The organism is Mycolicibacterium sp. P4_G11, from assembly GCF_056555145.1.
The window spans coordinates 585,998-598,576 of sequence record NZ_JBFUJW010000006.1; the positions used below are offsets into that span (position 1 = coordinate 585,998).

9 protein-coding genes and 1 pseudogene are annotated in these 12,579 nt (G+C 67.4%); 4 read left to right on the forward strand and 6 right to left on the reverse strand.

Annotated elements, in window-relative coordinates; all coding sequences use genetic code 11:
* Window positions 1-155: 155 nt before the first annotated feature.
* The 3 genes and pseudogenes from glnX to AC1U2B_RS17155 form a co-directional block, all read left to right on the forward strand.
* Window positions 156-1,472 (forward strand): protein kinase G-activating protein GlnX, encoded by a 1,317-nt coding sequence (glnX, locus tag AC1U2B_RS17145; protein ID WP_480217674.1) that lies wholly within the window; start codon window positions 156-158, stop codon window positions 1,470-1,472.
* A gap of 8 nt (window positions 1,473-1,480) precedes the next feature.
* Window positions 1,481-2,434 carry a glutamate ABC transporter substrate-binding protein gene (locus AC1U2B_RS17150; protein WP_480217675.1) on the forward strand — a complete coding sequence of 318 codons (954 nt, stop codon included), beginning with the start codon at window positions 1,481-1,483 and terminating at the stop codon, window positions 2,432-2,434.
* A 254-nt stretch (window positions 2,435-2,688) separates the two neighbouring features.
* Window positions 2,689-4,752 (forward strand): annotated as a pseudogene (locus AC1U2B_RS17155) (serine/threonine-protein kinase PknG); the annotation flags it as partial.
* Window positions 4,753-4,934: 182 nt separating this feature from the next.
* Here the strand turns inward: AC1U2B_RS17155 and AC1U2B_RS17160 are convergent.
* The 4 genes from AC1U2B_RS17160 to fgd form a co-directional block, all read right to left on the reverse strand.
* A complete protein-coding gene (locus tag AC1U2B_RS17160) occupies window positions 4,935-5,786 on the reverse strand; it encodes a cytochrome c oxidase assembly protein (protein ID WP_480217764.1) in 852 nt (283 codons plus the stop codon).
* Window positions 5,787-5,867: 81 nt separating this feature from the next.
* Window positions 5,868-6,992, reverse strand: a complete 1,125-nt coding sequence (locus AC1U2B_RS17165; protein ID WP_480217676.1) for an acetate kinase — start codon at window positions 6,990-6,992, stop codon at window positions 5,868-5,870.
* Window positions 6,989-9,058 (reverse strand): phosphate acetyltransferase, encoded by a 2,070-nt coding sequence (gene pta / locus AC1U2B_RS17170; RefSeq protein ID WP_480217677.1) that lies wholly within the window; start codon window positions 9,056-9,058, stop codon window positions 6,989-6,991. The genes AC1U2B_RS17165 and pta overlap by 4 nt, the downstream gene beginning before the upstream one ends.
* Window positions 9,059-9,087: 29 nt before the next feature.
* Entirely contained in the window at window positions 9,088-10,098 is a 1,011-nt protein-coding gene (gene fgd, locus AC1U2B_RS17175; protein WP_480217678.1) for a glucose-6-phosphate dehydrogenase (coenzyme-F420), read from the reverse strand.
* 36 nt (window positions 10,099-10,134) lie between these two features.
* Here fgd and AC1U2B_RS17180 point away from each other — a divergent pair, with 36 nt between their 5' ends.
* Window positions 10,135-10,872, forward strand: a complete 738-nt coding sequence (locus AC1U2B_RS17180; protein WP_480217679.1) for an MBL fold metallo-hydrolase — start codon at window positions 10,135-10,137, stop codon at window positions 10,870-10,872.
* 37 nt (window positions 10,873-10,909) lie between these two features.
* Here AC1U2B_RS17180 and AC1U2B_RS17185 read toward each other — a convergent pair whose 3' ends face one another.
* A complete protein-coding gene (locus AC1U2B_RS17185; RefSeq protein WP_480217680.1) occupies window positions 10,910-11,227 on the reverse strand; it encodes a hypothetical protein in 318 nt (105 codons plus the stop codon).
* A 129-nt stretch (window positions 11,228-11,356) separates the two neighbouring features.
* Entirely contained in the window at window positions 11,357-12,559 is a 1,203-nt protein-coding gene (locus AC1U2B_RS17190) for an FAD-dependent oxidoreductase (protein ID WP_480217681.1), read from the reverse strand.
* Window positions 12,560-12,579: the final 20 nt, after the last annotated feature.

Consider the following 12,579-nt stretch of genomic DNA (forward strand, 5'->3'; position numbering starts at 1 on the left):
ATGTTGGCAGAGTCGGCGCGTTTCGCTTGGAATCTGGAGAACATTTGGGGCCGGGCCGACCGGGAATCCACCCCCTACGCGCCGCAAGCTCTTAGACTTCTTTTAAACGAGTTCGGCAGGGTCAACGGGTACGGAAAGTTGAGGTCGGCGCACACGTGACGGTGGAGTTGGCGCACCCTTCGACCGAGCCCGTCGTGTCCCGGTCACCCGGAGCTCCCGCGCACACTCGATGGTGGTTCATGTGGACCACGCCCGGCCGCATCCTGCTCATCGGATTGATGCTGGCCAGCCTGGTGCTGGCCTGCGCCTTCGCCACGTCGACCACGATCCACGCCCGCCAGCAGGCGCTGACCACGGTGCTCGATCACACCGAGCCGCTGGCATTCGCGGCCGGCCAGCTCTACACCACGCTGTCTGTCGCCGACGCCGCGGCCGCGACGGCCTTCATCGCGGGCTCGGAGCCGCAGGATGTCCGGCAGCGCTATGAGCAGGCGATCACCGACGCCGCGGTCGCGGTCACCGCCGCGTCCAGCGGTCTGACCGACGAGCCCATGGTGAAAGTGCTCGGGCACATCAATGCCGAGCTGGCGGTCTACACGGGCCTGGTGGAGACGGCCCGGACCAACAACCGCGCGGGCAACCCGGTGGGTTCGTCGTACCTATCCGAGGCGTCGTGGCTGATGCAGACCCAGATCCTGCCCGACGCGCAGCGGCTCTACGAGAACACGTCGGCACGCGTGAATTCGGAGACCAGCGGCTCGTCACAGGTGCCCGCGCCGGTGATCCTCGTGGTCGCGGCGACACTGATGTTCGGCTTCTTCTCCAACCGCTGGCTGGCCCGGCACACCCGCCGGCGCGTCAACATCGGATTCGTCGCCGGGGGCATGGCGGTGCTGATCATGATCGTCTGGATAGGTGCCACCCTCATCATCTCGACGGCGGACACCCGGCATGCCCGCAACACGGCGGCATCGCTGCAGACCGTGACCAGCATGGCCATCACGGCGCAGCAGGCGCGTGCCGACGAGACGCTGTCGCTGATCCGGCGCGGCGACGAGAGCGTCCGCAAGCAGTCGTACTACCACCGCATCGACGCGCTGCAACTGCAGCTGGCGGAGTACATGCGCCGGCCCGATGCGATCGGCAAGAAGGACCTGACGGGCGCCGATCAGCTGATCCGCCGCTGGCGCGCCGCCGACGACCGGATCAACGCCTACATCTCCACCGGCAACTACCAGTCCGCCACCCAGGTGGCCCTTGGCACCAGCGAGGACGATTCGACGCCGGCCTTCGACAAGCTCGACGAGGCCCTGTCCAAAGGCATCGACGAAAGCCGCAAGCAGCTGCGCAGCGACATCCTGAACGGACGTCAGGCCCTATCCGGAGCGACGGTCGGCGCGGCGGCGCTGAGCCTGGCCGCGGCGCTCGCGGTGGCGCTCGGGCTGTGGCCGAGGTTGAGTGAATACCGATGAGTTTTTCGATGCGTGCGCGTTTGGTCCCGGTGATGGTCGCGGTGCTGGTGGCCGCCGGCTGCGGCGAGGCCGCACCGCCGGTGGCGCCGCAGAGCATCACCATCGCACCGCCGACACCGGCGGGCATGGAGGTGCAGACCGCGGTTCCGGACCTGGGCCCGGAGGACAAGTCCGACTGCACCGCGAGCCTGCGGCCGTTCCCGACGCCCGAGGCCGCGGCGGCGGCCGTCACCAACATCAAGGACCGCGGCCGGCTGATCGTAGGGCTCGACATCGGCAGCAACCTGTTCACGTTCCGCGACCCGATCACGGGGCAGATCACGGGCTTCGACGTCGACATCGCCGGCGAGGTGGCGCGCGACATCTTCGGCACCCCATCACAGGTCGAATACCGGATTCTGTCGGACAACGACCGGATCTCGGCGCTGCAGCACAACCAGGTCGACATCGTGGTGAAGACCATGAGCATCACCTGCGAACGACGCAAACTGGTCAACTTCTCCGCCGAGTACTTCTCCGCGAAACAACGGATCCTCACCACCCGGGGCTCCGACATTCGCCGGCCGACGGACCTGTCGGGCAAGCGGGTGTGCGTCGTGAAGGCCACCACCTCCAAGGCACGACTGCAGCGCATCACCCCGCCGTCGGTCCTCGTGGAAGCCATCACCTGGGCCGACTGCCTGGTGGCATTGCAACAACGACAGGCCGACGCCGTGTCCACCGATGACGCCATCCTGGCCGGCCTGGTGGCCCAGGACCCGTACCTGCACATCGTCGGCCCCAACATGGCCGAGGAGCCCTACGGCATCGGGATCAACCTGAACAACACCGGGCTGGTCCGGTTCGTGAATGGGACGCTGGAGCGGATTCGCCGCGACGGCACGTGGAACACGTTGTACCGCAAGTGGTTGACCGTGCTGGGCTCGACGCCGAACCCGCCTGTGCCGAGGTACAGCGACTGATGCCCGAAAGCGAAGCGACGACCGGCCCCGTGGACGCGAGTCCGGGGCACGCGGGCCCCGTGGACGCGGGCCCTGTCGACGCGGGTCCGGACACCGACCCCGGCACGCAGGCCGTTGAGGTGACGTGGGATTCGCTGGCCACCATGCGGCCGATGGGCACGCAGGCGGTGTTCCGGCCGCTGTTCGACGACTCGATGAGCATCCCGGTGCCCATTCCGCCCGAACGTGAATCGGCGCCCACCAACGTCGCCACCGCCACCACCCGGGTTTCGCCCGTCCGGCGACTCGGTGGCGGTCTGGTCGAAGTGCCGCGGATGGTGGATCAGGATCCGCTCGCGGCGTTGATGACCAACCCCGTGGTGGCCGAGGCCAAACGCTTCTGCTGGTCCTGCGGCAAGCCGGTCGGCCGCTCCGAAGACGGCAAGCCCGGCCAGTCGGAAGGCTCATGCCCCCATTGCGGAAGCGCGTATTCGTTTCTGCCACAACTGAGTCCGGGCACCATGGTGGCCGATCAGTACGAGGTCAAGGGTTGTATCGCCCACGGTGGGCTTGGCTGGATCTACCTGGCGCTGGACACCAACGTCAACAACCGGCCCGTGGTGCTCAAAGGCCTGGTGCATTCCGGGGACGCGGAGGCACAGGCGATCGCCATGGCCGAGCGCCAGTTCCTGGCTGAGGTCACGCATCCCGCGATCGTGAAGATCTTCAACTTCGTCGAGCACGCCGACAAGCACGGCGACCCCGTGGGCTACATCGTGATGGAGTACGTCGGCGGCACCTCACTGAAACAGGTGAAGGGCGCCAAACTGCCGGTGGCCCAGGCGATCGCCTACATGCTGGAGATCCTGCCGGCGCTCGGTTACCTGCATTCGATCGGTCTGGTCTACAACGACCTCAAGCCCGAGAACATCATGTTCACCGAGGAACAGCTCAAGCTCATCGACCTCGGCGCGGTGTCGCGGATCAACTCGTTCGGATTCCTGTACGGCACACCGGGTTACCAGGCACCGGAAATCGTCCGGACCGGGCCGACGATCGTCACCGACATCTACACCGTCGGCCGTACGCTGGCGGCCCTGACCCTGGACCTGAAGACCGACAGAGGCCGCTACGTCGACGGGCTGCCCGAGGACGATCCGATTCTGGCCCAATACGATTCGTTCGGCCGGCTGCTGCGCCGGGCGATCGACCCCGACCCGCGCCGGCGGTTCGGCAGCGCCGAGGAGATGTCCGGGCAGCTGCTCGGTGTGCTGCGGGAGGTCGTCGCCCAGGACACGAGGACGCCACGGCCCGGCCTGTCCTCGGTGTTCAGTCCGTCGCGGTCGACGTTCGGCGTCAACATGCTGGTGGCCCACACCGACGTGTACATCGACGGGCAGCAGCACACCGAAAAGATCACCGCCCCAGAGATTGTCCGGGCCCTGCAGGTGCCACTGGTCGACCCGGCCGACGTCGGCGCGACGGTCCTGTCGGCCACCGTGCTGAGTCAGCCGGTGCAGACGCTGGATTCGTTGCGCGCCGCCCGGGAGGGGTCGCTCGATTCGGAAGGCGTGGATCTGTCGCAGTCGGTCGAGCTGCCGCTGATGGAAGTGCGCGCCCTCCTCGACCTGGGCGACGTGGCCAAAGCGAACCGGAAACTCGAGAACCTGGCCGACCGGGTCGGCTGGCATTGGCGGCTGGTGTGGTTCCGCGCGGTCGGCGAGCTGCTGGCGGGCAACTATGACGCGGCGACAAAGGATTTCACCGAAGTCCTCAACACCCTGCCGGGCGAACTGGCCCCCAAGGTGGCGTTGGCGGCCACTGCCGAGCTGTCCGGATCGGCCGCAGAGCGCGCCTTCTATCAGACCGTGTGGAACACCGACAACGGCGTCATCTCAGCCGGATTCGGCCGCGCCCGCGTGCAGGCGATGGCCGGAGACCGGGAAGCCGCCGTCCATACCTTGGACGAAGTGCCCGCCACCTCAAGGCATTTCACCACCGCACGACTGACCAGCGCCGTCACCCTGCTGTCGGCGCCCACCACCGCCGACATCACCGAACGCCAAATCCGTGACGCCGCACGCCGAGTCGAGGCGCTGCCGGAATCCGAGCCGCGGGTGCTGCAGATCCGGACACTGGTGCTCGGCACGGCGCTGGACTGGCTGGCCGACAACACTGCCAGCACCAACCACATCCTGGGCTTCCCGTTCACCGAATACGGCCTGCGCCTCGGCGTCGAGGCATCGTTGCGCGGGCTGGCCCGCGTGGCGCCGACCAAGGCGCACCGCTACGCGCTGGTCGACCTCGCCAACAATGTGCGGCCGATCAGTACCTTCTAGCTCGGCGCGTTGCGCGGCGGCGTGTCGCGCCTGGCGTGTCGCCTCTCCTTCGGCATGTCCGATCCGGAGCCGTCAACTTTCCCTGACCGTCAATGAAAGTTGATGCCTCCCATTCGAATACGCCAAGAGAGAGAGAGAGAGAGAGAGAGAGAGAGAGAGAGAGGACCGCGCAGCGGGCCGGCTCACCGGTAGCGGTCACGCAATTGCGGATCGTTCTGCCACCAGAGGCCGCTCGACGGAACGTCTTCTGTTGACTCGACATCGGGCTCGGCGGCGCCGGCCGCGTCGAGCTCCGCATCGACCTCGGCGGCCTTGCGCCGTTCGTCAGAACCCAAGGCGCGCATGAGCAAGAGGATGAATGGTACGCCGAGTACGTCACCCAGAATCCACAGGATGCCGGCGCCGAATGTCTGGTCCTGGCGGATGCCCGGCCCGAAATCGCGGTGCAGACCGGCGTAGTAGTCGTAGGCGATCACCGGGCCCAGCCACAGCACCAATCCGAGGATGCCGTCGCCGAGGCCCTCGGCCACGCTGATCCCGATGGACAGCAGCGGCGGGTAGCGCCGCGGCACCGGGTCGACCTGCAACCTCGCGTAGAAGTAGCCAAAACCGATGCCCAGCAGCACAAGTCGTGTCAGCGACGCGAGCGGTCCGGTCATCGATGCGACGTACCAGGGCGTCAGGTACAGCAGCCACGGCGTCGCCAGCATCAGCACCGACGTCACCGGAGGCGACAGGAACACCCGCGCGACAACGGAATTCAGCACCGCATCAACTCGCTCTCCAGCCGCCGGGCCGAGCGCCGCGCGCACCGTCGCGACCGGGCGACTGAGCGCCAGAAAGAACGGCACCACGTACAACAGCAGCAGGAGTTGAAGCGCACGCAGCCAGAACAGCGACGGCGCGTAGACCGCGACGGCGCTGAGCGTCGACAACGCCCACACCGTGATGGCGACCCCGAAGGACCACCACTGCGCGCTCGGCACCGGCGCCCGTCGATGAGCCCAGACCATGGCACCGATGGCGAGCAGCATCAGCACCACAGCTACGGGGTCGAACGTCCCGGTCAACAAGGGCACGAGGCGCAAGCTACGCCTCAACCCTGGCAGGTTCCTTCAGGCAACCTTGCAGAGGTCGACGCAGGCTCGCGCGATGGCCAGCTCTTCGTTGGTGGGAATGACCAATACGCTCACCGGTGAGGTGTCCGTGGAGATCCGCCGGGGCCCGCGGTTCGGGGACAGGTTGCGCTCCTCGTCGAGCTCGATCCCGAGCGCCAACAACCCGGCGAGCGCATCGCGGCGGACCGCGGCGTCGTTCTCCCCCACGCCGGCGGTGAAGGTGATGACGTCGGCGCCACCCAGCAGCGCGAGGTACCCGCCGATGTACTTGCGCAGCCGGTGGATGTACACGTCGTAGGCCAGCTGGGCTGCCGCATCTCCGGCATCCATCCGCTTGTGCAGCTCACGGAAATCGGTGGCGCCGCCCAATCCCGATACACCCGAATGGCGGTTCAGCATGACGTCGATGTCCTCGACCGACATCCCGGCGGTGCGAGACAGGTACATGATGATGCCGGGGTCGACGTCGCCGGAACGGGTGCCCATCACCAGGCCCTCCATCGGCGTCATCCCCATCGAGGTGTCGATCGGCCGGCCGCCGGCGATCGCCGAGGCCGACGCGCCGTTACCCAGATGCAGGACAATCTGATTCACCGATTCGAGGGGCAGGCCGAGGAACTGCGCGGCCTGTTCGCTGACGTACTGGTGCGACGTACCGTGGAAGCCGTATCGCCGAATGTGCCACTGCTCAGCGACATCCCGGTCGATCGCGTACTCGGCGGCGGCTGCCGGCAGGTCGTGGAAGAACGCCGTGTCGAACACCGCGACGTGGGGCGCATCGGGCAAGAGCGCGCGAGCCTCGGTGATGCCCAGCACCGCGGGCGGATTGTGCAGCGGTGCCAGTGGGGCGAGTTCGTCGAGCTTGGCGACCAGCGCGTCGTCGATCATTGTGGGCCGGTAGAACTTCCGTCCGCCGTGCACCACGCGGTGCCCGACGGCCATCACGTCGTCGGGGGAAACTCCCACCGAGCCGACTGCGTCGAAAACCTGCTGCAGCGCCGCGCGGTAGTCGACGACGCGTTCGACGATGCCGTCGACCAGGGACTCGCCCGTATCCGGCTGCACCAAGCGGTATTTCACCGAGGACGAACCGGAGTTGAGCACCAGGACCGGCTGACTCATTTCGCCCCCTGCGCCTGGATGGCCGTGATCGCGACGGTGTTGACGATGTCCTCCACCAGCGCACCGCGCGACAGGTCGTTCACCGGTTTGTTCAGACCTTGCAGCACCGGTCCGATCGCGATGGCACCTGCGCTGCGCTGCACCGCCTTGTAGGTGTTGTTACCGGTGTTCAGGTCCGGGAAGATCAGCACCGTCGCGCGCCCGGCCACCGGCGAATCCGGCATCTTGGTCGCGGCCACCGACGGCTCCACCGCGGCGTCGTACTGGATCGGCCCTTCGACCAACAGCTCCGGCGCGCGCTTGCGGACCAATTCCGTTGCCGCCCTGACCTTGTCGACGTCGGCACCGGTGCCCGAATCGCCGGTCGAGTAGGACAGCATGGCCACCCGCGGCTCGATCCCGAACTGCGCGGCGGTCTGCGCCGAACTGATCGCGATGTCGGCGAGCTGCTCGGACGTCGGGTCGGGCACGATCGCGCAGTCGCCGTAGGCCAGCACCCGGTCCGCCAGGCACATCAGGAAGATGCTCGACACCGTCGAGATGTCCGGCGCGGTGCGGATGATCTCGAACGCCGGGCGCACGGTGTGCGCCGTGGTGTGCGCCGCGCCGGACACCATGCCGTCGACCATGTTGTTGTGCACCAGCATGGTGCCGAAATACGAGACATCGTGGATGATTTCGCGGGCCTGCTCGAGGGTGACGCCCTTCTTCTTGCGCAGTTCGGCGTACTGCGCCGCGAACTGGTCGCAGAGCTCACTGGTGCGCGGATTGAGCACCACAGCGGCCGACAGGTCCAGGCCCAGCTCGGCGGCCCGCGCCCGCACCGTCGACTCGTCACCGAGGATCGTCAGGTCGGCAACCGAGCGGGCGAGCAGCCGGCCCGCCGCCCGCAGGATCCGGTCATCATCGCCTTCGGGCAGCACGATGCGCCGGCGATCGGCCCGGGCCCGGTCCTGCAATTGGTGCGTGAACATCTGCGGCGTGACGACCGACGGGATCGGAACAGCCAGCTGGGCAAGCAGATCCGCGACGTCGACATGCTCGTCCATCAAGGACAGTGCCGTGTCGACCTTGCGCAGCGACGTAGCCGTCACCCGGCCCTTCGCCGTCGACGCGGCGCGGGCGGTGTCGTAGGTACCCAGCTCTGTGGCCACGATGGGCAGCCGCAGGCCAAGACCCGCAACCAGTTTCGCGATCGCCGGATGCAGTGGCAGGCCGCCGTTGAGGATGAGGCACGAGATCGACGGAAAACCTTCCGCCGCATGGGCACTGGCGATGGCCAGCACCACGTCCGAACGGTCGCCCGGCGTGATGACCGCCATTGACTCGCGCAGCCGCTCCAGACAGTGCTCGGCTGTCATGCCGGCGACCATCATCCCCATGACCTCGCGGGTCAGCAGCTCTTCGTCACCGCTGATCAGTTCGCCCTGTACCGCGTCCCGCAGCTCCGCCACCGTCGGCGCGGCCAGCAGCGGCTCCTCCGGCAGCACATAGCTTTTCGGCGAAAACCGCTGCAGTGCGGCGGCGACGTCGGCCAGTTCGTCCGGGTCGCACCGGTTGGCGACCACTGCCGCGGTGTGCGCGTGCTGGGCCGTCAGTTCCGCCAGGCACAGCTCCACGACATGGGCCACCTCGCCGGGCGTGCGATCGGCGGCCCGCACCGAGAGCAACACGGGCGCACCGAGATTCACCGCGATGCGGGCGTTCATCGACAGCTCGCTGGGCGAGGCGACGTCGGTGTAGTCGCTGCCGACGATCACCACCGCGCCGCATTTGTCGGCCACGCGGTGGTACCGGTCGACGATGTCCGCGATCGCGGCGTCGGGATCGTCGTGCAACTGCTGATAGGTGACCCCGGCGCAGTCGTCGTAGTCCAGGCCGGCCGTGCTGTGCGCGAGCAACAACTCGAGGATGTAGTCACGGCCGGTGCCGGCCCGCACGATCGGACGGAACACCCCGACATTGGCGACCGTGGCCGCCAGCCGGTGCAACAGCCCTAGCGCAATGGTCGACTTACCGGTGTCGCCTTCAGGCGAGGCGATGTAGATCGCGGTGGCGTCAGGCACTGCGTCAGCCTACCGAGCCTGGCCGACCGTCAGCCGAGTTTGCGGAGGCGCGGTTCCAGGTCGGTCTTGAACAGCTCCAGGAACCGGCGCTGGTCCTGCCGGGGGTCGTGGAACACCAGGTGGTTCAGGCCCCAGTCGACGTATTGCTTGACCTTCTCGACGGCTTCGTCGGGGTCGGAGGCGACGATCCAGCGCTTGGCGACCTGCTCGATGGGCAGCGCGTCGGCGGCCGCTTCCATCTCGATCGGGTCTTCGATGGAGTGCTTCTGCTCCGCGGTCAGCGACAGCGGCGCCCAGAACCGGGTGTTCTCCAGAGCCAGTGCGGGATCCGGGTCGTACGAGATCTTGATCTCGATCATCCGGTCGACGTCGTCCGGGTTCTTGCCGGCGGCCTCGGCGCCCTCGCGCATGGCGGGGATCAGCTTGTCCTTGTAGAGCTCTTCGCCCTTGCCGGAGGTGCAGATGAAGCCGTCTCCCGCGCGGCCCGCGTACTTGGCCACCTGGGGCCCGCCCGCGGCGATGTAGATCGGGATGCCGCCCTCGGGCACGTCGTAGATCGAGGCGCCCTTGGTCTTGTAGTACTCGCCGTCGAAGTCGACGCGGTCGCCGTTCCACAGCTCACGCATCAGGCGTACCGATTCGCGCAGCCGAGCGTAGCGCTCCTTGAACTCGGGCCATTCGCCCTCGTAGCCGGTGGCGATCTCGTTGAGCGCCTCACCGGTGCCGATGCCCAGGAAGACCCGGTCCGGGTACAGGCAGCCCATGGTCGCGAAGGCCTGCGCGATGACGGCCGGGTTGTAGCGGAACGTCGGGGTCAGCACCGAGGTGCCCAGGAGCAGCCGCTCGGTGCGCTCGCCGACCGCGGTCATCCAGGCCAGCGAGAACGGCGCATGGCCGCCGGTATGGCGCCACGGCTGGAAATGGTCACTGACGGTGGCGCTGTCCATGCCTGCCGCCTCGGCAGCCACTGCCAGCTCCACCAATTCACGCGGCGCAAACTGCTCCGCCGACGCCTTGTAGCCCAGTCTGAGTTCAGCCATGAGGTCTTTTCTACCCCCTTGCCTACACTCGTCGACATGGCGGTAGTCCTAAGCGCGATCACCGAAAATGTGCACTTCGCCCAGACCGACCTGGTGAACTGGACCCTGGTCAGCGACGACAGCGGGGTGATCCTGATCGACGCGGGCTTCCCCGGCCAACGCGACGATGTGCTCAGCTCGCTGCGTGACCTTGGCTTCGAGGCCGGCGACGTGCGGGCGATCCTGCTCACCCACGCTCATGTCGACCATCTCGGCGCGGCCATCTGGTTCGCCAAAACCCATGGCACGCCAGTGTTCTGCCACGGCGCCGAAGTCGGCCACGCCAAACGCGAGTACCTGGAACAGGTTTCACCGGCCGACCTGCTGGCGCGGGCCTGGAACCCACGGTACCTGGCCTGGTCACTGAATATCGTCGGCAAGGGCGGGCTGGTTCGCGAGGGCATCCCGACGGCGCAGGCACTCACCGAGGACGTCGCGGCGACGCTGCCGGGCAGCCCGCAGGTGATCCCCAGCCCGGGGCACACCGGCGGGCACTGCTCCTACGTGTTCGGTGACGTGCTGGTGGCCGGCGACGCCGTGGTCACCGGTCACCCGCTGATCACCAAGGGCGGCCCCCAGCTGCTGCCGCACATCTTCAATCACGACCAGGCGGCGTGCGAACGCAGCCTGTCGGCGCTCGGCCTGCTGGACACCCAGGTACTGCTGCCCGGCCATGGCCCGGCGTGGCGTGGGCCGGTCCGGGAGGCCACCGAGCTCGCACTTCAGCGGAGCTGAAAAAACGACGCAGTAGCGGCGCTGACGCCCGTCGGCGTCACCCGCCGTGCTTGACCAGTTCCAGGAACAACACGAACAGGCCGGCCAGCAGCAGACCGCCCGCCACCACGACGGCCGGCAGGAACAGCATGTGATCGAGCTCTTCGTCGTCAAAGATGTTGTTGCCCTGAGCATCACGATTGATGGGACCGTAGAACACCTTGCCGAAACCCGACCAGCGCACCGCACGTGCCCGGCGGCGATGCGGGTTATCTTCGGGCAGCCGGCCGATGTAGGTGCGCGCCACCATCCCGGCGCCCAGGACGAGCACCGCGGCGACCAGCAGCAGACACCCGACGGTCCAACCGGTAAGCACGATTAAGCGTATCCACCGGATCGCTTGAGCGACCCGAATTCTGCAGCCTCTATGCGGGGATTCGACCCGCGGTGAGGTTGCTGACGTCGGTGGAGAATTCGGCGGCGTCAGTTCGGCCGGTGGTCACGACTAGTGGACGTCCGGGGTACGCACGTGCTCGGGACGGAAACCGCGGCCGACGAGCAGCGGCGGAATGTATTGCAGCGGACCCTTTCCCACGAACGACGGCACCGAGATCGGTGACAGGTCGCCGGCCAGATTGGGCTCGATCACGCGGTTCTGGGCCAGTACCTGGCCGGCCTGGATGATGCGGGTCGGCAACTCCCGGCGGCGCTGTACCTTCGCCAGGTCGGCGTCTGCGAGCAGGCCGTTGCGCAGGGGGCCGCACAGGATGTTGGCGGCGGCGACCGCGTCGGCCACCGCCAGGTTGATGCCGACCCCGCCGGCCGGCGACATCGCGTGCGCGGCGTCGCCGATGCACAGCAGCCCGGGCCGCCACCAGGTCTTGAGCCGGTCCACGCGCACATCGAGGTGGCTGGTGTCGTCCCAGGAGCGCAGATCCTCGACATGCTCGCGGAGCTGCGGCCGCACCGAAACCAGCCGGGCCTTGAAGTCCTCGAGCGATCCGCCCTGCGGATTGGTGCCTTTCGGCATGAGATACGCGACCTGCCAGTAGTCGCCGCGGTAGATCATCGCCATCAACAGGCCCTTGCGGATGATCCCGAACAGCTCCTGCGGGTCGCCTTCACGCCAGCCGAGCCGGAACCACAACACGTCCATCGGGCTGTGCGCGCTCGCCATCTCGAGCCCGGACGCCTCACGAACCGCGGACTTGCGGCCGTCAGCGGCGACCACCAGGTCGGCGCGGACCTCCAACTCGGGTGTGCGCACTCCGACGACCCGACCGTCCTCGACGATGAGGTCGGTCACCTCGGCGTTGCGGATCAAGGTGAATTCCGGGTAGGTGGCAGCCTTCTCTGCCAGGAAGTCCAGGAAGTCCCACTGCGGCATGAGCGCGATGTAGGGCTCGGGGAAGCGCAGCAGCCGCAGGGCCCCGAAGTTGCCGAAGGTCCGGAGGGTGCCGTCGGCGTCCATGCAGATCCGGTTGATCTTGGTGTGGGGCAACTTCAGGAACTCGTCGACGAACCCCAGTTCGTGCATGATGCGCAACGTGGTGGGGTGGACGGTGTCGCCGCGAAAGTCCCGCAGAAAGTCGTTGTGCTTCTCCAGCACGACGACGTCGATCCCGGCCCGAGCCAACAGCAGCGCATGCACCAGACCCGCAGGTCCACCACCGGCTACACAAACCTGAGTCCGCAGGGTGCGCGTCATGCCCTGACAGTAGCCCGCCG

Excerpts from the sequence above, each read along its gene's own strand:
- fgd (WP_480217678.1), bottom strand. The coding sequence starts at position 10,098 with ATGGCTGAACTCAGACTGGGCTACAAGGCGTCGGCGGAGCAGTTTGCG.
- AC1U2B_RS17150 (WP_480217675.1), top strand. The coding sequence starts at position 1,481 with ATGCGTGCGCGTTTGGTCCCGGTGATGGTCGCGGTGCTGGTGGCCGCC.
- AC1U2B_RS17180 (WP_480217679.1), top strand. The coding sequence starts at position 10,135 with ATGGCGGTAGTCCTAAGCGCGATCACCGAAAATGTGCACTTCGCCCAG.
- AC1U2B_RS17165 (WP_480217676.1), bottom strand. The coding sequence starts at position 6,992 with ATGAGTCAGCCGGTCCTGGTGCTCAACTCCGGTTCGTCCTCGGTGAAA.
- AC1U2B_RS17190 (WP_480217681.1), bottom strand. The coding sequence starts at position 12,559 with ATGACGCGCACCCTGCGGACTCAGGTTTGTGTAGCCGGTGGTGGACCT.
- AC1U2B_RS17160 (WP_480217764.1), bottom strand. The coding sequence starts at position 5,786 with ATGCTGCTCGCCATCGGTGCCATGGTCTGGGCTCATCGACGGGCGCCG.